The organism is Methylocaldum sp. 14B (assembly GCF_002005105.1).
Classification (GTDB): domain Bacteria; phylum Pseudomonadota; class Gammaproteobacteria; order Methylococcales; family Methylococcaceae; genus Methylocaldum.
The window spans coordinates 78898-102628 of record NZ_MSCV01000004.1 but is presented as its reverse complement, the minus strand read 5'-3'; the positions used below and the strand labels follow the sequence as shown (position 1 = coordinate 102628).

General features: G+C 59.7%; 18 protein-coding genes. 4 read left to right on the top strand and 14 right to left on the bottom strand.

Annotated elements, in window-relative coordinates:
• Positions 1-109: 109 nt before the first annotated feature.
• The 3 genes from B2A78_RS04085 to B2A78_RS04070 all read right to left on the bottom strand — a co-directional run bounded on the left by B2A78_RS04085 (position 110) and on the right by B2A78_RS04070 (position 3228).
• The gene (locus B2A78_RS04085; RefSeq protein ID WP_077728629.1) at positions 110-829 is read right to left on the bottom strand and encodes a response regulator transcription factor; all 720 of its coding nucleotides are present in this window, start codon (positions 827-829) and stop codon (positions 110-112) included.
• Positions 830-1068: 239 nt separating this feature from the next.
• A complete protein-coding gene (locus tag B2A78_RS04080) occupies positions 1069-2712 on the bottom strand; it encodes an ATP-binding protein (protein ID WP_077728628.1) in 1644 nt (547 codons plus the stop codon).
• 309 nt (positions 2713-3021) lie between these two features.
• Positions 3022-3228: a hypothetical protein gene (locus B2A78_RS04070; RefSeq protein ID WP_077728626.1), complete on the bottom strand. Its 207-nt coding sequence runs from the start codon at positions 3226-3228 to the stop codon at positions 3022-3024.
• A gap of 376 nt (positions 3229-3604) precedes the next feature.
• On the opposite strand from B2A78_RS04070, the gene B2A78_RS04065 reads away from it, so the two are divergent.
• Both B2A78_RS04065 and B2A78_RS04060 read left to right on the top strand, forming a co-directional pair.
• Positions 3605-5119 (top strand): CAP domain-containing protein, encoded by a 1515-nt coding sequence (locus tag B2A78_RS04065; RefSeq protein WP_168175337.1) that lies wholly within the window; start codon positions 3605-3607, stop codon positions 5117-5119.
• A gap of 521 nt (positions 5120-5640) precedes the next feature.
• Positions 5641-6177 carry a hypothetical protein gene (locus B2A78_RS04060; protein ID WP_143735058.1) on the top strand — a complete coding sequence of 179 codons (537 nt, stop codon included), beginning with the start codon at positions 5641-5643 and terminating at the stop codon, positions 6175-6177.
• Between the two features lie 509 nt (positions 6178-6686).
• Here B2A78_RS04060 and B2A78_RS04055 read toward each other — a convergent pair.
• The 10 genes from B2A78_RS04055 to B2A78_RS04000 all read right to left on the bottom strand — a co-directional run bounded on the left by B2A78_RS04055 (position 6687) and on the right by B2A78_RS04000 (position 19162).
• The gene (locus B2A78_RS04055; protein WP_276205326.1) at positions 6687-7964 is read right to left on the bottom strand and encodes an RICIN domain-containing protein; all 1278 of its coding nucleotides are present in this window, start codon (positions 7962-7964) and stop codon (positions 6687-6689) included.
• A 981-nt stretch (positions 7965-8945) separates the two neighbouring features.
• On the bottom strand, positions 8946-9122 hold the full coding sequence (locus B2A78_RS26260; RefSeq protein ID WP_205780661.1) for a hypothetical protein: 177 nt from the start codon (positions 9120-9122) through the stop codon (positions 8946-8948).
• A complete protein-coding gene (locus B2A78_RS04040; RefSeq protein WP_205780660.1) occupies positions 9116-9814 on the bottom strand; it encodes an SDR family NAD(P)-dependent oxidoreductase in 699 nt (232 codons plus the stop codon). Before B2A78_RS04040 ends, B2A78_RS26260 begins: the two co-directional genes overlap by 7 nt.
• Before the next feature lie 140 nt (positions 9815-9954).
• The gene (locus tag B2A78_RS04035; RefSeq protein ID WP_077728620.1) at positions 9955-11109 is read right to left on the bottom strand and encodes a hybrid sensor histidine kinase/response regulator; all 1155 of its coding nucleotides are present in this window, start codon (positions 11107-11109) and stop codon (positions 9955-9957) included.
• Positions 11099-11722, bottom strand: coding sequence for a chemotaxis protein CheB (locus tag B2A78_RS04030; RefSeq protein WP_143735057.1), 624 nt, complete (start codon positions 11720-11722; stop codon positions 11099-11101). Before B2A78_RS04030 ends, B2A78_RS04035 begins: the two co-directional genes overlap by 11 nt.
• Before the next feature lie 8 nt (positions 11723-11730).
• Positions 11731-12549, bottom strand: coding sequence for a protein-glutamate O-methyltransferase CheR (locus B2A78_RS04025; RefSeq protein ID WP_205780659.1), 819 nt, complete (start codon positions 12547-12549; stop codon positions 11731-11733).
• Positions 12550-12557: 8 nt separating this feature from the next.
• Positions 12558-15668, bottom strand: a complete 3111-nt coding sequence (locus tag B2A78_RS04020) for a response regulator (RefSeq protein ID WP_077728617.1) — start codon at positions 15666-15668, stop codon at positions 12558-12560.
• A gap of 237 nt (positions 15669-15905) precedes the next feature.
• Positions 15906-16631, bottom strand: a complete 726-nt coding sequence (locus B2A78_RS04015; protein WP_077728742.1) for a protein-methionine-sulfoxide reductase heme-binding subunit MsrQ — start codon at positions 16629-16631, stop codon at positions 15906-15908.
• Between the two features lie 484 nt (positions 16632-17115).
• Positions 17116-18042 (bottom strand): protein-methionine-sulfoxide reductase catalytic subunit MsrP, encoded by a 927-nt coding sequence (gene msrP / locus B2A78_RS04005; protein WP_077728741.1) that lies wholly within the window; start codon positions 18040-18042, stop codon positions 17116-17118.
• A 295-nt stretch (positions 18043-18337) separates the two neighbouring features.
• Complete coding sequence (locus B2A78_RS04000) at positions 18338-19162, bottom strand: SDR family oxidoreductase (RefSeq protein ID WP_077728615.1); 825 nt, start codon at positions 19160-19162, stop codon at positions 18338-18340.
• 636 nt (positions 19163-19798) lie between these two features.
• Between B2A78_RS04000 and B2A78_RS03995 the strand changes: the two genes are divergently transcribed.
• A complete protein-coding gene (locus tag B2A78_RS03995; RefSeq protein ID WP_077728614.1) occupies positions 19799-20326 on the top strand; it encodes a transposase in 528 nt (175 codons plus the stop codon).
• Between the two features lie 128 nt (positions 20327-20454).
• Here B2A78_RS03995 and B2A78_RS03990 read toward each other — a convergent pair whose 3' ends face one another.
• Positions 20455-22353 (bottom strand): sigma 54-interacting transcriptional regulator, encoded by a 1899-nt coding sequence (locus B2A78_RS03990; protein ID WP_077728740.1) that lies wholly within the window; start codon positions 22351-22353, stop codon positions 20455-20457.
• A gap of 395 nt (positions 22354-22748) precedes the next feature.
• Between B2A78_RS03990 and B2A78_RS03985 the strand changes: the two genes are divergently transcribed.
• On the top strand, positions 22749-23729 hold the full coding sequence (locus B2A78_RS03985) for a phage tail protein (protein ID WP_168175336.1): 981 nt from the start codon (positions 22749-22751) through the stop codon (positions 23727-23729).
• The last annotated feature ends 2 nt before the right edge of the window (positions 23730-23731 follow it).

Here is a 23731-nt window from a genome sequence, read left to right as displayed (position 1 = left end):
ATTGTTCGTAATCCGCCGCCCCCGGAAGCCCACTTCGGGCATGCAGATAATACCGCAACGGATCGGCGTGGGCGCACATGAGTGTGCTTCAGCGTCCCCTGCGCTTTACTCAGGCCTCTGCGCCCCCCTGGGCGATCGCGTCCGATTCCTGCGAGGCGTCCAGCTTGTAGCCGTAACCCCGAACCGTCTTGAGAAGCTTATGGTCGTAATTCTCATCGATCTTGCGCCGCAACTGGCGGACGTACACGTCGACCACATTGGTCATGGGATCGGCGCTGTAACCCCAAACCTGCTCCAGAATCCGCGTTCGGCTCAAAACCTTACCGGGAGCCTTCATGAAACTCTCGAGCAGCGCGAACTCCTTGGGCGTCAGATCGATCACCTGATTGCCGCGCCGAACCTCATGGGTCTCCTGGTTCAGCACCAGATCGGCGATGCGGAGTTCCCTGGCCTCGCTCTTGATCCCTACTCCGCGCCGCCGCATCAGCGCTTCGATGCGTGCGAGCAATTCTTCGAACGAGAAGGGCTTGGTCATATAGTCGTCCGCTCCGGAGCGGAGACCGGTCACCTTGTCCTGCACCGTATCCATGGCCGTCAGCATGAGTATGGGCGTGTCGACGTGATCGGCGCGCAGGCGCTCGCACACTTCGAGACCGGTAAGATCGGGCAGCTTTCGATCCAGGATGATCAACCGATAGGCCGCCGTGTTTCCCAGCGCGATGCCGTCCCGTCCGGTACGGGCGACATCCACCGCATACCCCTCGGCCTTCAACCCTCGTCTGACGAATTCGACGATACGCTCGTCGTCTTCCACCAGCAGAATATCCAAGGTCTTGTTACCTCTCCCAAAAAAAGCGTTTTATTAGACATTTTGCGCATTCCGTTGGAGCAGGCTCTAGCCCGCGATCCCGAACGGCTGCCCATCGCGGGCTAGGTAGGATGGGCAAAGCGTAGCGTGCCCATCGAAACGTCTTCGTCGGCAAAGGATTGCCGACCTACTAGCCTCGGGCGCTACATCGCGACGAAATCAGCTCTAAAGCCCGTTCCCACAAAACGCCGGCCTTCGAGCTATGCGGCCGATTCTCGGACGTAGTCGAAATCGTCGGCGCTCGCATCGACAGCGCTGTCTTTCAAATCAACTTGCGGCAATGTTACTGCAAATGTCGTTCCCGCTTCTTCGCTGCTGTCCGCCGAAATCTCCCCGCCATGCGCGGCCACGATGGCTTTTGCGACCGGAAGCCCGAGGCCGGTGCCGTCGTCGCTGGAACGGCGGGCATTCGTGCTGCGGTAGTAACGGTCGAAGATCATCTTGAGGTCCTGGGCGGGAATGCCTATGCCGTGATCGATGACGCGCAAGAGCGCTTCCGTTCCGTCGCCCTCCAGATCGATGATGATCCGGCCGCCGGCATGCGAATATCGGCAGGCATTGTCCCCGAGAACGAAAATGATCTGTCGAAGCCGCTGTTTGTCGCCGCGGACCCACACCGGCGTATCCGTTACGTTCAGCGTCACCTCGATCGATTTCTCCTGCGCCAGCACACGTATATCCTCGGCCGCATTGACGACCAGTTCGACGAGATCGAGGGTTTCCCACTCGAACTGTAGGTTCGCGGTTTCGGCCCTGGCGAGGAACAACAGATCGTTGACCAGCTTACCCAATTGCAGCGACAGTTCGAGAATGCGCTGCAAGGATTCCTTGTACTCCTCGGCATCCTTGTTCCTCCCCCGAAGCGTCACTTCGGCCTCGCCGCGGATCACCGTAATCGGGGTGCGCAGTTCGTGACTGATATCGGCGAAGAACTGCCTCCGCGCATGATCCATGCGTTGCAGCTCGCCGTTGAGGTGGTTCAGCTCGAGCGTCCGCTCCGCCACCTTTTGTTCCAGCACAGTGCGCGCCTCGCCGAGCTTCCGCTGCTGGACTTCCAGCTCTTGCGCCATTTGATTGAAGTGCTTGGCGAGATAACCGAATTCGTCCCGGCTATCTATGGGAATGCGATAAGGGAGATTGCCGGCCGCGATTTCGTCGGTGCCTCGCATCAGGGCCTCGATCGGCCTTCGGATGCTTCTGAAAAGCATGGCGCCCGCGGCGATGCTGAAAACCACCGAGACGATGGCCGTGCTGATGGAAATCCAGCTGGAAAGCCCGATCAGCCCCATCAATCGCTCTCTCGCCACCAGGGCCCGCTCACGCTCGCGATTGATCGCATCATCGATCAGCGGGTCGAATTTGCGGTCGATGTCTTCCTCCAGAACTTCCGACAGCAGCAATAACGCCGCTTCGCGCCGACCCTCCTGCCGCAGGCGGTCGACCTGGTCGAACCGATTCATGCCGGCTTCGAGCGAGGCGCTCAGACGGGCGATGCTGTCCAGTTCGCTCTGACGGGTCTGCCAGACCTCGATATCGCTGGCGGCGTCCAGGTCGGTTGCCGCGGCTTTCCGCAGGCGTTCGACCGCATCGTGCAGACGCTGGCGGGACATCTCGACATCAGCCGCCGTGCCTTGCTGATCGACCAGGAGCAGATCCATGCGTTGCTTAAAATAGCGATAAGCTTCCCGGTAGAGCTGCTGATAGCGGTCGAACGCCTCGTAAGCCGACTGGCTGCGGGACGAATACAGGGCGATTTTGTGAGACCCCCAGTACAGCGTAAAGCCGAGCACGAAGACAAAACACAGAGAGATGGCGACAACCATCGCCAATCTGATACGCAACATGAGCTATCCCACCGAAGGATGAGGCCGATCGAATCCGGATTTCGTTTCGCCCGTTTTCATCAGCCAATAAGCGACAACAGCCGTTTTATTTGTCGGGGGATAGTAATACGAAAAGCGCCGAATGCCGAATTCGGGCGCATTTGTCGGAAAAGAATTGCCGACCAGCGAATGGATTCCTTTCCACAATACAAGTGCAGAATTCCGCCTCGTGTTCGAGGCTTATTCCTGTGGCAGTTCCTTGAATTTGTCGAGGGGCTTGTAATCCGGGGTCGCCACCAGCCCGGAGCTGGTGGCCGATGATGCTGTCCTTCACAGCCTCGAGATTGCCGCCGGCGACACCGGAATTCCGGGCCAGGTCGCGCAAACGAGGGTGAGGAGATCGAATTCCGGCAGGAGGTCCGCGTCGGCGGAACCGGGCGAGGGAATCCAGTAGGCCAGCCGGGCGTCGGCGCCATGGGCGCTGTCCGCCATTTCGACCGATGGCCCGACCACCTTGTCGATCAGCGCCAGCAGCAATAGGATGGGCTGAGCTTGCGAAGCCCATCGATCGCGAACGATGCCTGTCCTGAGCCCGGTCGAAGGGCCTGTCCTGAGCGAGTCGAAGGGCGCTTCCCGATGGTCAGCGCATCCTATGGACCTGCGCCCTGCCGGGGTCGTTCAGTGAAACGAAAAGAGCCGAAGCCGAACAATAAACCTTGACCCGGAAACGTGATTGACATTTCGCTCGACCCAGCGATATCGTCTTTTTGAAGAAAAACGACGTTTCAAGTTTCTATTCGCCTCTACTGACGGGATGCCGCGGCGATATACTGCGGCCAACCGGCACCCCATGCCTGGGGCGATAGCTGTTCTAAGTCTCGCGGGCTTCCGCACTCCCAAGGAAGGGAAAACCATGAAAATACTGTCTCCGACTGGCACGATGGCGCTCATCCTCCTTTGCGCAACCGTTATGAGTGCCGTAGTAACTCCCGCCAGAGCGCAACCACTGGCAGGTAAGGATACATGTGGCGCCGATGTGAATACCCCTCCATCCACCATCGACCTTGCAACTCAAGGTCACCGAATACGTAATGCCATCCTTTGCCTTATTAATGCCGAACGCACCAGCCGCGGGCTGGCGGCGTTGTCCGCGAACTCAAAATTGGCGAGCGCCGCCGATGGACACGTGCAACGGGCCGTGACCCTGAAATGGTGGGGTGAGAGCGATCCGCACGTCGACCCGCAGGTTGATGTCGTACCGGGGACCAATCCTCCAATTCCACTGGGACGCAACGAAGCGATCGCGGCACGCATAAACCGCGCGGGATACTGTCCGGAAGGCGCTACCTTCGTGAGCGAGATCGCCAAAGATGGCGCGGGCACCAACGTGACCGAATGTCCGCCTGGCGCCTGCTCGACGCCACTCTTTGCCGTCCACTGGTGGATGAATATAAGCACGGCCGGTCACAGGGAGGCAATTCTAAATCCGGCGATCAAGGAGATTGGCGTCGGCGTCCGTGGGGACGTGGCGAATAAGGATCCGGCGCAGAACGCGCAGAGTGAAAAAGGGGCCTATGTCGTGAATTTCGGAGCGTGTCCCTACATAGTGCAGCCTCCACCTCCACCCCCGCCTGACGGGCAAACGAGAGTTGAAGTTACCTTTACAAAAATGCACGTCAATGACTGCCCGGAAGCTGGCATATGCGATTGGAAACTTACCTGTCGACTTGGTAACCAGCAGGAAACAGAATTCTTTACCATGGTGGAGATCAATACCGGTAAAGATAGAGACATTAAACGCATGCTAGCTCAGGATGGAGTTCTGCCGGTTTCTGTTACATGTACAGTTAAGGAGCGCGATGGTCCGTTCCTTTTCTTCGATGACCCCGTATGGGAACACGTCGGCACTAGCACTGCTTCTATTCAGGTATCTGGAAAACATGACATTCGGATAAATCAAAATAGCGATGAAGGCGATGTCACGGTGCATTTGGATGTGAAACAGCTCGGCTCGACAGCGGGTGGTTTGACACAGCAACCCTCCCCGCCGCCAGTTCCAATAGGCTGTCATATCCCAGAGGGTAGCGCTCCGACCTGTGGCTATATGAGCATTGTATGCAATGCCCCATTACCCATGGCCGATGAGATGGTTGTTATGGCAGGTAGCGGTTTTACAACAGAGGTGTATCGAGTCGTCTCTGACATTGGCCTCATCAACGCCGAGTATGGGGGCGAAGGAAATGCCGTGCTGGCAGTATGTGCGAAAAACAGCAGAGGGATGAGTTGCGGTGAGGGTTTCTTTGCCACGCTGGGACCTACAATCTGTCCCTATTCGCCGCCACCCCCAACCTGTCCGCACGGACAGTTTATATGCCCTGCCCACGGCGGAGTCTGCAAACCGATCACCGACTGCCCCCCTCTTTTATAACATTCACAGGGGGTACACACGACGGGCAACGCTTTTCGCTCTTTTCGGTTACACAGGAGCGGAACCGGCTGAGCTCGGACGAAGATCGGCGGCGCGAAAGCACCGGAGGCCTTGAAGAGAAGATTGACCGAGGAAACCGATCCTGACGTCAAGGCGACCATTTCCAAGGCACTTCCCTGAAGCCACAAAACCAGCCATCGAGAGCATAGGGAAAGGGGCCAAGCTCGATTAATGGCAGTGATGCCTAAACTCGGCGCTGGAGAGGGACGCCGCAAAAAACGCGCGTCCCACAGCTTGAGTCGTCAGCCATAACGAGCAAAACGGGTCAGCCCGCGTAGGGCGCATTAGCATTAGCGTAATGCGCCGAATACAATACCTCCTGCGGCGGAATACGCGAGTACGCTATTCCGCTCTACAGTCCTTAGGCTGGCCGCCTCGCGCGGCATCCGGTTACTTACATCGTTAGCCATCATTGACTCGTGATCGAACCTGTCCAGTCCTGCGTTTACTGTGGTGTCGCCGTGAGCGTCACAGCCGATCACGTCCCACCCAAGGCCTTCTTCCCACGGCCGCGGCCCAGCAACCTGAAAACAGTGCCCGCTTGCTTTGCCTGCAACAACGCAGCGGGCCGCGACGAAGAGTACTTCTTGGCAGCACTTATGTTCTCGGACGCGGGCGTAACGGAACCGGGAAAGAAACTTTGGAACCAGAAGCTCCAGCGCATGTACGCAAAGAACTTGGGCCTTCGTAGACATATCGGTAGCGCCCTTCAAGCTGTACAACTCACAACGCCTGCGGGCATTCATTTGGGTCGTCGGATGGCGCTCAGCATTCAAGAACCACGCCTCGAAGCTGTAGCCACCAAGATTGTGCGAGGACTGCACTTCCTCGAAACAGGCTCAGCCGCCCCAGCCGACTGGGACGTCATGTGCCTCTTCGTCCGAGAACGTCGTCATGTGGAGGCGGTCGCCCAGTACAACCATATGCTGATCCCGGCGCGCATTCGTGGCCACAGATCTTTCAGTATCGTCGCGGAGCTGTCCCTGGTCAGCCGTTGAAGTCGATGTGGCTTCTGTGGTTCTGGCGCACCCATATCTTCTGGATCACAACCCAGCCAGGTTCTTCGGATGCATCGAATGACGGCTAACCCTCCCGTCGAGCGGATGGCTTCTGGCAAACTGGCGCTCATGTCGAAAGTTGGACGTCATAATGAGGACCGTAGGCTGAGTTGTAGCGATAGCGAAAACCCAGCGAATCCACGTGTCAAAGAGCTGGGTTTCGTTCCTCAACCCAGCCTACGGCACTCCCCGCCGAGGAGCGGGCAAGCTGCACGGCATGTCCGACCTGTTTGCTACCTGCTGAGCCTCAAGGCCTGCACCGCATCCATAGCTTTAGAAGACTGCAATCAACGCAATTTCAGGATCAGATTAGTTGCCACTATCCGGCGGATTGGGCTGGACCGATAGAGCCGGACGTTACCATGGGGGAGCGAGATTAAACTTACAGGGCAACACGGCTACCCGCTGTACGAGGGCTAATTGTCCCGTCATTAGCCCTCTGTTACGCCTTATTGAAGCAGGTTCTGAAGATCCCTGACAGCCTCACCATAGCGCGTATTGTGACCTTTAACTATCGCCTTCGCCAGCAGGTCTAAGTCAACGTCTGCCATTCTACGTGGCGAGGAAGCGCCCGGCGCATGCTCATAGTTAAAGACAATCACGTCTATAAACACCGGTCGCCGGAGCTGCTTGCCTCCAAGCATCTTAATCAGCGCTCCGGTAATTGCGGGATAAGGTGTAAAGCTGGGGTTGCTAAGCCAATCCCTTAGATCCGCTTCCGGGACGCTGAAATCGACCCCAGCCAAGCGCAATGCATGCATAGCGTCGATTTTTATGGGTACTGCCTGCAGCTGCTCTGCAGATAATGGTTGTTGGATAACGCCCAGCGGTTCGATAGTGAAGTTTATTGTGACCTTGCCTTCAGAATTATCCATTTGCATTGTTCCTGGCCCCGCCGCGCCAAAAGTCCTGGTCACGGTACCTACAACTTCCCAAACATCGGGATCAAAAATGCCGCGATCGAACTCGCGGACCTGGCAAGTGACAGTCACGGGCAGTCCGCTCTCGTGGATAAGTGTGCGGTTTACGTCGATAGTCCCACCTGTATCCTTCTCCACCATTCCCACTAACTCTGTATCCGCCTCATTGCCAATGCCACAGTGAAGCTTCCAATCACAGGCGCCGCCTTCGCGACAGTCATCGATCTTCATATTGTTGACGGTGACGTGGACCTTGCGCGTGACTATGCCTTCGGATGGGAAGGGCATACCTTCTTGCCGCAGACTCCACTGCTGCACATTTAGACCCTCACACTTCGAGAGCATCATCTCAAAGAAGAATTCGAAAGTAGGTAAACAAAATCCGCCGCCTCCCACTTCTGGAAATTCGCAGCCGGGGTCAACGACTGCAACGTCTAAACCCCAGCCCGTCGGCGGCTTGCCAACGCGCGTAGCGTGGGTCAGGCATTTATTGGGGTCCACTCCGACAGGCCGTAAGCGGCTATCAAACGGGAAAGCCCATTTCTGTGCTGCGTTGTCATTGCAGACGCTTACAGAGACGCCCATGCCGGTTCGAACAGGGCCATTCAAATCGAAACACAACTGCGGAGCCGAGCGGTGCATCACAAGACGCGACGTGCCGGGGTCGAACCGAAAATCCTGCGCAGCAGAGCTGTTGCAATCCATCAACGATAACAATCCTCCCTGAATCGATCCCTCAACGCACTTACCCGGAAAGGCCGGGGAGGTGATCGGCTCAGCCCAGGCAACCCGCGCGCCGACCGTCATTATCGCGCTGAGTAGCGACATCGCTATGGATCGACTCAACATCGGCAAATTGTGTCGCGATAGATTGATTTCGACTGCGAGACACCGAGTCGTGCTTGTCCTAGATACTTTGTGCACCATAACAACCTCCCCTGTCCACTGTTGAGTTCCCATGATGGGCGTGAGCGGTATTAGGTGTCAACGGCGCCGCACGCCCGCCTGCCAGGCACTTCTCCCCGCCTGGAAGGAAAAACGGGTCAGGCTTTGGCTTTTTGATATTTAGCGTGGCGGATACGGTCACTTACGGAAAGCGTAGCGCTCCCGATTGGGGGAATCGAAACTGGGCGATCCGCAGGGGCGAGTTAAAAGAAGGCTTTGAGGACCAGCGAGAGGACCCCGGCCAGCAGTACGCCCATCATCCACTTGAGCACGGCCAAATCAGTGCGAATGGGGGCCAGGGCGGTTTCCAGATCGGTCTTGGTAACCGATTGGGTGTGGGTGTCGGCGGTTATAGTGGTCCTTCAACTCAAGAGATGTCTGACCTGAGAAATATTCCTGCCGGACTTGCGGCGGCTGCGCGAGAGTAGCCTCGGAACCGAAATGGCGTCAATGCCGCGCTTTACTTTCCCACGATGGCATATACCGCCGACCGGCTCAGGCCGTACCGGGCCATCAGCTCTTTCACATTCCGCCCGTTCCATTCGGTCAGGATGCGGGCGTTTCCTTCCTCCCGCGTGAGCGGTGCCTCGGCCGGCTTGTGGGTCAGGCTCGATTCGAGGGCTGCGGCGATGATCTCGGTGCGCGATGTTCCTTGGACGACAGTATGGGCTACTCCGGGATGTAGCAGTTTCCGGCCGGCGGCGGTTCTTCCGGGCTCCCCTCTCCTTCTTCGAGCGCTTCGAACACGGGTCGACGGCCAGCCGGTGCCGGAATGCGACTGACCGGCGCTACCGAACTCCGCCCTCAAAGGGGTGAGGAGCTAAAACACGAGCGGGCATCGCGCTACTTCGGTTCCATCGGCACCATCCGCGAAACCGCCGCATCCCAGATCCGGTCCGGCATCAAGCCGTGCAGCAGGGACATCAGCTTGGAAGGCGCGCCGACGTGATAGCGGGTGTCCGGCTTCGGGCTTGTCGCCGCCTCGACGATGACCTCGGCAACCTCCCGGGCCGTCAGCACCCCCGTCCTGCCGAACCTGAGCATTTCCCGCGTGGTCTCGGCAAGGTTCTGTTTGAACACTCGGTAGGGACTGTCCGCTCCCGTGTCGGGAATGGTGCTGATCGCCGCTTCGGCGAACCGGGTCGCGACGGGTCCTGGCTGGACGTCCACCACATCGATGCCGAAGGTGCTCGCTCCATGCGCAGGGTTTCGTTGATCGCCTCCACCGCGTGTTTTGTCGCATGGTAGAAACCGGCACCCGGCTGGGTGATTTCGCCGGCGACGGAGCTGACATTGATGATGCGGCCCCTGCCCGCGCGGCGCATTCCCGGCAGTACCAGCTGGCACATACGGACGAGGCCGAAAACATTGACCTCGAATTGCCGCCGCACGGCATCCATGGGCACCTCTTCGACAGGCCCGTACTGCCCGTATCCCGCATTGTTCACCAGTACATCGAGGCGTCCGTGAGCGCTCTCGACGGTTTTTACGGCATTTTGCATCGAAGCTTCGTCGGTCACGTCGAGCTGAACCGTGTCGCAGCCCTTCGCTTTCAACTCCTCTATATCGGCGACCCGGCGCGCGGTCGCGACGGTCATGAATCCGGCCGCCTTAAGAGCCAGGGCGGCCGCCCGCCCGATGCCCGAGGACGTGCCGGTTATCAAGGCGACGGATTGATTTTCCGAGGCGGGATCGATTGGTGTATCGGCCATGACGCGTTCCTCCTGGCTAACCCGAAACAACAAAAGGTTTCGAGATTAGACAGAATTGATCTTCGGGCTTCTCTCGGATTTCGTCGAAACCTTCGCCGCGATGGTCGGACGGTCGTCGTCGTGAACCGCTCCACAGCGCCTCAAGCCAGCACCGGCAGCCACACCGAGAACTCGCTCCCCTTCCCCGGTCCTTCGCTGTAGGCCTCGATTCGCCCCTGGTGCAACTCCACCAGATTCTTGACGATGGCCAGACCTAGCCCCAGCCCGCCCTGAGCGCGATCGAGGGTTCTCTCGGACTGAGTGAAGATATCGAAAACATGGGATAACAGCGATTCCGCCATGCCTTCCCCGTTATCCTTTACTCGGATTAGAGCTTCTTCGCGCTCCCGAGTCACAGTCAGCCAAATGGTCCCTCCCGTGGGCGTGTATTTGGCGGCGTTGTTCAGCAGATTGGAGATCAGTTGCGCCAGACGCGCTCCGTCCCCCATGAGCCGAATGGGAACATTCGGGACCGAAACGATCAATTCGTGCTGACGCGACTGAATCAAGGGCCGGGTGCTTTCCAAGGCCTGATCGACTACCGCTGCGAGCTCGATCGGTTCCTTCCGGATGGTGATCTTGCCCTGCTCGATCCGAGAGATATCGAGGAGATCCTCTACCAGGCGAGCCAAATGCCCGGTCTGACGGTCGATAACCTGCTGAACCGTTTGAAGCTTCGGATCCGATACGTTCATTTTTTTCATGATTTGCGCGGCATTCTTGATCGGCGCCAGCGGATTCCGAAGTTCATGGCCGAGCATGGCCAGGAATTCGTTCTTGCGCCTGTCGGCTGCCTTCAGCGCATTCTCGATCCGCTGCCGTTCGGCGAGCGCAACTTCCAGCTCGCGCACGCGTTTCGCCAGTTCCTGCTTCTGCCGGTAGAGCTGCATGAAGACGGCGACTTTGCTCGACAGGATGTGCGGGTCCAGCGGCTTGAACAGGAAGTCCACGGCCCCCGAGTCGTAACCCTTGAATACGCGGGCATGGTCGTGAATGCCGGCGGTGACGAAAATGATGGGGACCTCGCGGGTGCGCTCGGTTCCTCGCATCAATTCGGCCAGCTCGAACCCGTCCATTCCCGGCATCTGCACGTCGACGAGCGCCAGCGCCACCTCGTGCACGAGCAGAAGATCCAATGCCTCCTCGCCGGAACGCGCGCATAGCAGATCGGCCTCATGCCCGCTTAAAAGGCCCGCCAGCGCCACGAGATTCTCCTCGCGATCATCGACCAACAGGATTTTCGGTTTAGCGGTCATGATTTTCCTTACGCTCGGTTGCTTCACCGCACCCCGCCGACCGGAGCAGATATGCGCGAATGCCCGCGGCCGGCAGCACGCGGGCATGCTTGCACAGGGCAATGGCGGCGTTCGGCATGACCGGAATCGAGGCGTCTTCCGGAGCCTGGACGATGGCGAGCCCGCCTGCGTCCTCGATGGCCTTGAGACCGCTCGCACCGTCGGCATTGGCGCCGGAGAGCAGGACTCCGATCAGCCGCGCGCCGAAGACATCGGCCGCGGATTCGAACAGAACATCGATGGAGGGTAAACTGAAATTTACCGGCTCGTCTACCGAGAAGGCGAAGACCACTCCCTGATCGATCAGCAGGTGGTAGTCGGCCGGAGCAACATAGATCATCGAACCTGAGACCGGTTCCTTGTCCAGTGGTTCCCGTACCGGGCGGCCGGCCTTGGCCGCGACAACTTCGGGCAGCACGCTGGGCTTGTGCCGCGGCAAATGCAGAACGATAACGATGGGTACGGTGAAGTCGTCGGGCAAATCGGCGAGCAGAGTCGAGAGCGCTTCCAGCGCCCCGGCGGAACCGCCCACCACGATCGCCTCCGCTGTGGCCGGCATCGTCCATGATTCCATATTGTGTTTCATTCCTTCTGATAGATTCTTTCGGCGCCCGCGAACTCGCTGAATTCCGCAGCGTGATCCGAGAACCGCAGCGTCTCCTTGGCCCCCAGGGCCAAAAATCCCTTCCGGGACAACGAATCCCGAAACAGCCCTATCGCCCGGTCCTGCAACGCGCGGTCGAAGTAGATGAGGACGTTGCGGCAGGTGACGAGCTGAACCTCGGCGAAAACATTGTCGGTCGCGAGGCTGTGGTCGGAAAACAAGATGTTCTTGCGCAGAGCTTTGTCGAACACGGCCGAACCGTAGGCCGCGGTGTAATAATCGGAGAGCGACGTACGTCCGCCCGCAGCCTGGTAGGCTTCGCTGAACCCCGCAATCCGATCCAGATCGTAGATGCCCGCCTTGGCCTTCCGCAGCGCTTCCGGATTGATGTCCGTCGCATAAATCAGGCTTCGGTCGAGCAGTTCCTCCTCTTTCAGCAAGATGGCGAGGGAATAAACCTCTTCGCCGGTGCTGCAACCCGCGACCCAAATCTTCAGGGACGGATAAGTTTGCAGAAAAGGGACCACTTTTTCGCGCAGCGCCAGATAAAACGCGGGATCGCGAAACATCTCGCTCACTATGATGGTGAGAAACGACAAAAGCTCCGGAAAGACGCCGGGCTCATGCAGGATTCGCTCCTGGAGCCCCGACAGCGATCGACAGCCGAACCGCTGCATCGCCTGGGAAAGCCGGCGCTTCAGCGATGCCGGCGAATAATGGCGAAAGTCATAGTGAAACCTGAGGTAAATCGCCTCGAGGATTAACTTGAGCTCCGTGTCGAAAGTGTCGTCGTGCAAAGCATCCTCTACTTGGGGATCCAGACCTTGATGAGCGAAATCAGCTTATCGATATCGATGGGCTTCGCGATGTAATCGTTGGCGCCCGCTTGAAGGCATATCGCGCGGTCGTCGGGCATCGCCTTTGCGGTGAGCGCGATGATCGGGAGATTCTTCCATTCCGGGCGCTTGCGGATCTCCCGCGTTGCGGTGAGGCCGTCCATCTCGGGCATCATGATGTCCATGAGAACCAGATCGACCGCGGCATCGGGCTCCTGCGCGGAACGCTCGAGGACCTCGAGCGCTTCCCTGCCGTTGCGGGCGATGCGCACCTTGGCGCCTTTCGGCTCGAGCACGCTGGAAATCGCGAAGATATTGCGCACGTCGTCCTCGACCACCAGGATGTTGCGGCCTTCGAGCGCTTCCTCGCGGTTGCGCAGCTCGCGCAGAATCTCCTGATGCTCTCGGGGAAGCTGGGCCTCCACCTGGTGGAGAAAGAGCGTCACCTCGTCCAGCAAGCGCTCGGGCGATCGCGCGCCCTTGACGATGATGGTGCTGGCATAGCGGCGCAGCCGGCTCTCCTCCTCCCGCGTCAGCGTCCGTCCGGTGTAAACGATGACGGGCGGGAACGAGAAGGCCTCGCCGGAAGCCATTTTGTCGAGCAGTTCGTAACCCGAGATGTCCGGCAGGCTGAGGTCGAGCACCACGCAGTCGAAGGTCGAGTCCTTCAGCTGGCTCAGCGCCTCGCTGCCGGTCCCGACCGAAACGACCTCGACCCCCTCGGTGCGGAGGAGCCTCTCTATGCTCTCGCGCTGAACCACGACGTCCTCGACCACCAAAACGCGGCGGACGTTCTGTTCCAGCTTCCGCTCCAGCTTGCGGAAAGCGCTCACCAGCTGCTCGCGCATGACCGGCTTGAGCGCGTACCCGACCGCGCCCATTTCGAGGGCTTGCTGGGTATAGTCGGAAATCGAGATGACGTGCACCGGGATATGGCGGGTCGCGGCATGGCCCTTGAGGCTCTCGAGCACGCTGAGCCCCGAATGGTCCGGAAGGTGGATATCGAGAATGATCGCGCTGGGCAGGAATTGCTCCGCGAGCGCGAGGCCCTCGCCGGCACTCGCCGCGATCAGGCACTGGAAACGCATTTCGTGCGCGAGATCGCGCAAGATGCCGGCAAACGCCCGGTCGTCCTCGATGATCAGAATGCTCCGATCGCCCGGCGCGAGACGCTCGCGGTCGTCCTGCGCCGGCTCTCCGGTCGGGTCCGCGGAGACTCTTTCCACGCTCGGGGCGGAACGCTCGGCCGCCGGACGGGCCTTATTCAGGAAAATCACCTCCGCTTCGGGAGGCCGCTCCTCGCCGGTTTGCTGTGCGAACTCGGTAGGCAGAACGAGCGTAAAGGTGCTTCCTTTACCGGGAACGCTCTCCACCGAGATTTCGCCGCCCAATCGGTGTGCGAGTTCCCTTGAAATCGTCAAACCCAACCCGGTGCCCCCGTGCCGTCGCTGGGTACTCCCGTCGGCTTGGCGGAATGCCTCGAATATGGCGTCCTGGTGCTCGGGCGGAATGCCGATACCGGTGTCGCGGACGGCAAAGCCGATCCGGTCCGGTCCGACTTGCTCCACGCGCAGGCCGACCTCGCCCGCCTCGGTGAACTTGCAGGCGTTCGAGAGCAGGTTTCTCAGAATCTGCTGGAGACGGAGCGGATCGCTAGTGATCACCCTTGCCGTCCCGGGCTCTATGCGAGCTTCGAATGCGAGCTTCTTCTGCGAAGCCACCGGTTGAAAGCTTCGCTGGAGCGTCTCTACCAAGGTCTCGAGTTGAACCGGCTCCGGCCGTATCTCCATGCGGCCCGCCTCGATCCTGGAGAGATCGAGAATATCGTTGATCAGGTCGAGCAGGTCGTTGCCCGACGTGTAGATGATCGATGCGTACTTGACCTGCTCCGGGGTCAGATTGCGGTCCCTGTTGTCGGCGAGGAGCTTGGCCAGAATGAGCGCGCTGTTGAGCGGGGTGCGCAGCTCATGGCTCATGTTCGCCAGGAATTCCGACTTGTATTGGTTGGCTCGGGCGAGATCCTCCGAGCGCTTCATCAGTTCCGCCTGAGCTCGCGACAGCTCGTCGCGCTGTTCCTCGAGCCGGACGTTGATCTCGGTCAGCTCCTCGTTCTGCGCTTCCAGGCGCGCCTCCGACTCGGACAGCGCCTTGCTCTGGCTCTCGAGTTCCTCGTTGGCCACCTTCAGCTCCTCCTTTTGCCTCTGCAGTTCGTCGGCCTGCCGCTGCGTTTTCCGGAGGAGGTCCTCGAGCCGGGTGCGGTACAGGGTTGAGCGAATCGCGCTGGCCACCGACTCGGCCATCGTGCCGAGGATATCCATGTCCGAGATGCCCACCGGCTGGATGAAACCGAGCTCGACCACCGCCTTGACCTTGCCGTCGATGATCGCCGGCATCACCACGAGGTGCCTGGGACCGGCTCCCCCGAGCGCCGACGAAACCCGGAGATACCCGTCGGGCAGTTTATCGAAGCGCAAGACCCGCTGGTCCTTGACCGCCTGGCCGGCCAGCCCTTCACCCGGCGCGATGCGTTCGGGACAGGCCGAATCCGCTCCGACGGCGTACGTCGCCATGCGACGAAACTCGCCGCCGTCCCGCTCGGCCGCGTAGAGAACGCCGACCGGCACATCGAGGTACTCGCAGAGAAAGCGCAGAATATTGTCGCAGAGGACCGGCAGTGTCTGCTCTCCCTGCATGCGGATGCCCAAGTCCCGCTGACCGGAACGAATCCAATCATCCTCCCTGAGCCTGAGTTTTATAAAGATACTCTGTCGGGCGATCACCGCCACCACCCAGATCGCCAGCGTGCCGAGGGTTCTGTTCAACCACGGTATGGTCGGCAAGGGATCTATGGAAGGCGGGGAGAGAAATCGGCCGGCGACGATCAAGACCGTTGCGACGACGGCTATGACGATCGGCATCCGCGGACGCCAAACATAGAGGCTGAAAGCGAGCGGGAGAAAGTAGACGGCCCATGCAGCGATGCCGAGCGGAGTCATGATATCGGTCACGAAGCCGAACGCGACGCCGAGCACGATGGCGGCATCGGCCACCGGGGTGCGCTGCTTCTCGAACCGTATCATCGCGCGGCTCGCGGCTTTCGAGAAACGACGCGCTGAATCTTGCCGATGGCGAACATGGAAATTTCGAGCGACACGGTAGTGTTTCCGGAGAAGAATGGGAAATTTGATCGGTGTGACACCTTTCTGCCGAAAGGGTGCGTTTCAGCTAAGACGCTGTCAAGCGAAGAAAAATCCAAAATTCGGATGAAGAAGCCGAAAACGAAGGGATTCGGCTATCCGAACGGACGAGAGGCAGGTCTACGGCGTAGTCTCGGAATGGGCTTTTCCGTCCAAGACCGATAGGCCCGGCGGATGCCGACTCGAACTCGGTCCGTCGATATTCGATGACTTCCGCTTCTCCTCCGATCGAGCCCCGGAAACTTGTTTCCGGACCGCGTCCATCATCCGAAAACCGAGCAACAAGGCCAAGATCGCGGCATCGATCGCGGGCCTCGAGATATCTTTCTTGACCAGCCACCAGAAATGAACGACTCCGAGAATGGCGATCAGATAAACCAATCGGTGCAGCACTCGCCAGCGCTTCCCGCCGAGACGGCGGATCATCCCGTCGGTCGAGGTGACGGCGAGGGGAACGAGCAGAAGCAAGGCGGTGAATCCCACGGTGATGTACGGCCGCTTGGCGATGTCCTTGACGATGCCGGCCCAATCGAAGAACTGGTCCAGAACCAGGTAGGTGAGGAAATGAAGGCATCCGTAGAAAAAAGCGAACAGCCCCAGCATCCGCCGGAAACGCCCCGGCCAGGACCACCCGAAAAACCGCCGGAGCGGCGTCACCGCCAAGGTGACCAGCAGCAGGGTCAAGGTCCAGTACCCCGTGGTCCGGGTGATTTTCTCGATCGGATTCGCCCCCAACTGATCGAGCACGCCGTCGGCGATCAGCTTGAACAGGGGGATCGATAAGATCAGGAAGAGTCCTCGCTTGAGGGCGGCTATCGTCTTGGGATGGGGATTTCGAATATTCATGACCATAAATTTGATAAGCCTTTGTCGGCGGGGGATAAGACGAAGCGCAATCCCAAACCGCCTTTATCTTGTCCGTCATTCCAATCGCAAACGGCGTCTTCGGGAAGGGCGTGGCCGGCGCTCCCGGGCAGGCCGTTTGCGATTGGAAGGGTCATCCCAGCGCTCCTGGGATGACCGTTTGCGATTGGAGCGCCGAAGCCCCCCTTCCCGACACCACGTCCCAGCCGAGCGTCTTCGTCGGCAAAGGATTGCCGACCTACGAATGCTTGAATCAATTCACCCGAGCCGAAGGCGCCAACGACGTCCGCCAAGCCTGTTTTGCCGTACGAGCGAGATAAAAACGCTCTAGTTCTTCCAACAGCAAACGGTCGCTTTAGTCGCACCTCATCCCTGGACACTGGACCCCGGCAATCCCTGCCGGGGTGACGACTTGTGTCATATCCATGCCCTTTGGGAGAAAGTCGCCCAGAGCGATCAAGCTGCCCTAAAAAAACTTACGCAAATCCATCCCCGCATATAACTGCGCCACCTGATCGCCATAACCGTTGAAAGGCAAGGTGGGACGCTTGAAGAATTCGCCGATGCGGCGTTCCTTGGCCTGGCTCCAGCGGGGGTGGTCGACCTCCGGATTCACGTTGGCGTAAAAGCCGTATTCCCTCGCGCCCGCCTTCATCCAGGTGGAGACCGGCTGCTTTTCCACGAAGCGGATGCGCACGATGGACTTGGCACTCTTGAAGCCATACTTCCAGGGCACCACCAGCCGTATCGGCGCGCCGTTCTGGTTGGGCAGGACCTCACCGTAAAGCCCCACCGCAAGGAGGGTCAAGGGGTGCATGGCCTCGTCCATGCGCAGCCCCTCGACATACGGCCAGTCCAGCACTGCCGAGCGCTGGCCGGGCATCTGCGCGGGGTCCAGCAAGGTCGTGAACTCCACGAATTTGGCGTTGCCGGTGGGTTCCACGCGCCTGATCAGTTCCGCCAGGGGAAAGCCCACCCAGGGCACCACCATGGACCAGGCTTCGACGCAGCGCAGCCGGTAGACGCGCTCTTCCAGCGGGGCCAGTTTCAGCAGCTCGTCGATATCGTAAGTCTTGGGCTTGCGGACTTCGCCCTCCACCGCCACCGTCCAGGGACGGGTTTTCAGGCTCCCGGCCAGTTTCGCGGGGGACTCCTTGTCGGTGCCGAATTCGTAGAAATTGTTGTAGCGGGTGATGTCCTCGTAAGGCGTTGTCTTGTCCGGGAGCACGTAATCGCTCTTTCGGACGTCGGGCAGCTTCTCACCGGCGGCGAGACCCGGCGGCAGTAGAGCCAGGGCCGAGGCTCCGGCCGCGAGTTGCAGGAACCGCCGCCGGCCGTAAAACAGCTCGCGCGGGGTGATTTCCGAGGGCCTGATATCGGAGGGTTTCTTGATCAGCATCGCGATTGACCTCTTGAACGGAATGGGCCTGAAAAAGCGCGTCCAAGCGTTTTTCGAGCTCCGGGATTATTTGATGAGAGCGGACGTTGACCTCGTAATCCAGCTCGCGCGTAACGGTTCATGTTTCCCCTCCCGATTCGGTCCGCGATTTCGTAGGGCGGGTTAGGCGCACACCGGAACCGGCTGACCACCGATCACTACGCTTCGCGTGCGCCGTAACCCGCCAAAGCAGAGCTACGTTCGGGGGCTTTCCAGGGAAAGCCGCATCAAAAGTCATCATATGTAACTGTCAGCCTCCGTCCTCGAAACCGGGGTACAGCGTCATGCCGCCGTCCACGTACAGGGTGGCGCCGGTAATATAGTCCGACTCGTCGGACGCCAGCCAGACCGCCGCCTTGGCGATGTCGCGGGTGTGTCCGACCCGTCCGTAGGGAATCAGCTCCAGCAGCCTGGCTTCCCGTTCCGGAGTCATCCAGGAGTCGTAGTTGATGCAGGTCTTGATGGCGCCCGGCGAAATACCGTTGACCCGGATCTTGTGGACCGCCAGTTCCTGAGCCAGGGTTTTCATCAGCATCGCGACGCCCCCTTTGGAGGCCGCGTAGTTGACGTGGCCGGCCCAGGGAATCACATCATGCACCGAGGACATGCAGATGATCTTGCCGGCCGAAACCGAGAGCTCCGGATTCACGCCCCGGCGGATAAACTCTCGCGCCGCCTCCCTCGCGCACAGAAACTGCCCGGTCAGGTTGACGCGGATCACCGTTTCCCAGTCGTCCAGGCTCATTTCTGTCAAGGGCGCGTCCCTCTGCAAGCCGGCGTTGTTCACCAGGATGTCCACGCCCCCGAAAGCTTCCAGAGCGGCGCCGAACATCGCCCGCACCTGTTCCTCGCGGCTCACGTCGGCCTCGACCGCGACGGCTTCGCCGCCGTTATCTCGGATGCGTTGCACCAGTGCCTCGGCCTTGTCCGGTTCGGTCACATAATCCACCACCACCCTGGCTCCGGCTTCGGCCAAACCCTCGACTATGGCCGCTCCGATGCCCGTGTTGCCGCCGGTGACGATGGCGCGCTGGCCTTCCAGCAGGCGCTTTTTCGTGTTCGCAGTCGAATTCATGGTTTTTCTCCCTATCAACGAACGTCTAGCTATTCGACAGCGTTACGGAGCATCAGTCGCGGCGCGGCTCAGCGGAATAACGGCACCTAAAGTGGAAGAAACGACAGATGCGGAATTTTTCATGATCCTTAATAAAGGGTTTAAAAGTGCTTTCCGCGCGACATCGACTCGCGACATGTTTTTATAGCAACCCTCGCGCCATCGATAGCTCAGGACAAAAAAGGGTTAAATAACAAACTGTTATCGATGCCATGCGAGCAATGGCGAGAAACTGGCGAGCATTGGGGCCACTAATAGTTGCGGGCGGCCGCGGGTATTTGTGGGAGGGAGGTTGTAAGGCAATGCCATTTAGTGAAGATGGCTGACGTCACCCCGGCAAGGAAGGGTGGCTTCGGTGCTCCAATCGCAAACGGCCTGGCCGGGAGCGCCGGCCACGCCCTTCCCGAAGACACCGTTTGCGATTGGAATGCCGGGGTCCAGAAGCCATGGACGGCAGAAGCCTGTCACATCCGTGTGCTCTGGATTCAATGCTGGCTTGGCCTGTCCTGCCCGGCACCCTTCGGCCAGTTTCGTAGGGCGGGTTAGCGCAGCGTAACCCGCCTTTCGCGAAACCGAGACATCGGCCACGCTTTCCCTATGCCCAACTACATCCGCGCCCATGTCCCCGGCGGTTCATACTTCTTTACCGTAGCGTTGCTGGAACGTCGCCGTCGCTTGCTGACCGACAACATCGACGCGTTACGCGAAGCCTTTCGCACCGTGCGAACTCAACGCCCGTTCCGGATCGAGGCCATCGTCATACTCCCCGATCATTTACATTGCCTTTGGACCTTGCCGCCGGACGATGTGGATTTTTCGACTCGCTGGCGCTTGATCAAATCGGCTTTCGCGCGCGCCATAGCGCCGGGGGAACGGCTATCGACCCGAAGGGAGATGAAACGCGAACGCGGCGTCTGGCAGCGGCGGTTTTGGGAACATGCCATTCGGGATCAAAGCGATTTCGACGCCCATCTCGACTACATCCATTACAACCCGGTCAAGCACGGCTGGGTACCGCGCGCCGCCGATTGGCCGCATTCGAGCTTTCACCGATTCGTTCGGTTGGGGCAGTATTCCTTGGAATGGGCGGCGCCGGTCGACATTCGGGCTTGGGATTTGGAATAAGGATCGAGTCTCGGAAGGCGGGTTACGCGAGTACGCTAACCCGCCCTACAAAACTTTATGTTTACTTATGTTCAGGAAAGCCACAAGGACGGGTTAGCGCAGCGTAACCCGCCTTCCGTACCCCCCGCTCAAACCTGCTTCGGCCGCCTTATCCCCAGCTTTTGCATCCGATAACGGAGCGTGCTGGGCGTAAGGCCCAATTTCGCGGCGGCGCCGATCCTGCCTTCGATGATCCAGCGTGACTCCTCCAGGATCTTCAGCAGATGGCCGCGCTCGACGGCCTCCAGCAGCAGTTCCGAAGCTTCCGTCTGCGGCGGGTCTGGAGAGGAATCGTCCAGCTTGAGGTCGATGTCGACCAGCGGCGTTTTCGCGAGCACGGCTGCCCGCTCGATGATGTTTTGCAGTTCCCGGACGTTGCCGGGCCAGGTATAGCGTTCCAGCGTCCGCAACGATTCCGGTGCGACGCCGACAAGAGGCTTGCCGAGCTTGCGGGCGAATTGGCGGAGGAAATGATCGGCGAGGATGGCGATGTCCTCGCGCCGCTCCCGGAGCGGCGGTACCCGCAGGGGAAACACGTCCAGCCGGTAGTAAAGGTCGACGCGGAATTCGCCGGCTTTGACCGCGTCCGCCAGATTGCGGTTGGTGGCGGCGATGACCCGGACGTCGACCCGGATCGTCTGTCCGCCGCCGACCCGCTCGAACTCCCGTTCCTGAAGCACCCGAAGCAATTTGGCCTGGGCCGGCAGACTCAGCTCGCCAACCTCGTCCAGGAACAGCGTGCCCCGGTCGGCCATTTCGAACCGCCCCTTGCGCTGCGCGGTCGCGCCGGTGAACGCGCCTTTCTCGTGGCCGAACAGCTCGCTTTCGATCAATTCGGCGGGCAAGGCGGCGCAATTGAGCTTGACCAGAAGCCGATCCTTGCGCGGGCTGAGATTGTGGATGGCATGGGCGATCCGCTCCTTGCCGGTGCCGGTTTCGCCTATGATGAGCACCGTAGAATCGGTGCCGGCCACCTGTTCGACATCGGAAAACAGGCTGCGCATCGCCGGCGATCCGCCGATCATTTCCTCGAAGCGGTACGGCGCGCTGATTTCTTCTTGCAGAAAAACGTTTTCGGTTTGCAGGCGATGGAGTTCCGCTTCGATCTTCCGGCGCTCGTCGACGTCCCGAAGTATGAAGGTGTAGTACCGCTTGCCGCCCAGTTCCAGGGGGGACAGGGTGGCCTCGATGGGAAACTCCTCCCGATTGGCGCGCAACGCGGTCAATCCCTCCGGCGCCCACACCGGTTGCGGCTTCGCGCTCTTTCCCGTGCTCTCCCGAAGATGGCGTTCCAGGAGGTTCCGGAAACCCTTGGACAGGAAACGGTCGAACGGCTGGCCCTGCGCCCAGCTCTTCGAGCATCCGAAAATCCGCTCGGCGGCGTTGTTGAACAAAGTGATGCGGCGGCTCTCATCGATGGTGACGATGGCGTCCATGGCCGAGGCCAGGATGGAACCCAGCCGCTCCTCGCTGCGCCTGAGCAGTTCTTCCGCCCGCATGCGCTCCAGCTCCGCCCCGGCCCGTGCGGCGAAGATTCTTAACACGGAAAGCTCGGACGGGTCTCCGCTCATGGGTTTGACGTCGATCAGGGCCAGATGGCCCATCACCTCGCCCGCCCTGTCCGCGAGCGGAATCGCGAGATAACTCTCGGCGCCGATGGCGGCCAGTTCCTCCCGGTGAGACGGAAAAAGATCCTGGACGCCCGCCTTGTAAAGGCGCATTTCTCCGGCCAAGACCGCTTCGCAGGGCGTGCCCGGCAGATCGTATTCGAAGTTTTCGAGAAACTCGCCGTCGGCCCAGAAAGCGAGCGTCCCGACGCGGGTTTTCACCTCCGTAAACTCGGCCACGAACGCGTACTTGACGTCCAGGGCCTCGGCCAGATGGCGCACCAGCGAGCGCATGAAATCGTCGCCGGTGACCGCGGCGGTACCTTCCGCGATGATCCTGAGGAGTTGATCGATATGCAGGTCGGTAGAGGTTCTGGACATGGATGGGAGCTGTTCGGCCTCCAGCCCGGTTTGGTTGAAATCACGTTTTCCAGAATACGCGGAATCTTCGTCCGAGCAAAAGCCTTCCAAGCCTGACCGTACATACCGGATCGAGAAGGCCCGGACGAACTTACGAGATAGCGTGCATTGACGACATTTCGTAAAACACGTCGACGAACTCCTGCCGGACCCGAACTGAAACGTCATCCATTTCAATTACTTGCACACGCAGACCTTATTGGCATCGCTCTTGCGCCTAGTCTGCCGACCGCGCATCGACACGCCAGTTCGAGGGGCAGACCAAAACGTCAGAACGTGGAGACGGTCGTCCCACCGAGAGGTGTCTGTCGTTAAGCGGACTAGCAGTTCATAAACACCGAAAAGGGACAATGACAATGAACATTCAAACGCAACGCGCATTCTTTATGCACGCCCTTAGCCTACTGGGCATGCTGGCGGCACTGTTCTCTCCGCTGCGGGCCACGGCGGCGGCATCTTACTCGCCAGGCATCTATGTCTTCGAATTGAACGGCAAGCCAGTCGCTTATCTCTCTTCGTTCGAAGGGAGCGAAGCCAGCGGACAGGTCATCTCGCAACCCGCCGGGCCGGCTCAGTTTCCGAACAAAGTCCTGGGAGAAACCCGGTACAAGGATTGGACGGTAAAGCTGGACGTGGCTCCGGAAGGCGAGTTGCTCAACTGGGTCCAGGCCAGTCTGCATTCGAACTTCTATGCCGCTCATGCGGGGATCGTCATCCTCGATCTCCACGGAAACGAAATGCGGCGAGCCACCTTATTCAATGCCGTGATTTCGGAGATAAGCATTCCGGCGCTGGACAAGACCTCGCGGGAGAAGCTGCAACTCACGCTCAAGCTACGACCCTCGTATGTCAAATGGCAAAAAGGCGGAGCGCGCTATGCGGGACTGGAGCGCGCCGTCAATCAGTCAAGAATGCTGAAGTCCAACTTCCGGTTGGAAATCGATGGGCTGGATATGTCCAGAGCCATCGGCGTCGGTGCTTTGACCGTCAAGAGAAAGCTCCAGGAGAGAGGCGAGTTTCGCGAGTATGAGTACGATTTTGCCGGCCGGGAAGTGTCGAACCTGAGCGTTGCCATGCCGGAAGCGGCTTCGGGCGGACTGATCGAGTGGCACCAGGACTTCGTCCTGAGCGGCAACTCGTCCGATGCGAAGGAACGCAAAGGAAGCATCACCTTGCTCGCTCCGGACCTGAGAACTCCCCTTCTGACCATCGGTCTCGACCATCTCGGCATCTATTCCCTCGATTACGGTCTTGGCGGGTCGGGCGGCGACTCGCGCCCGACGTTCAAGGCCGGGCTTTATGTCGAGGGGATTTCGTTCGACGGCGCAAAGCCCTGATC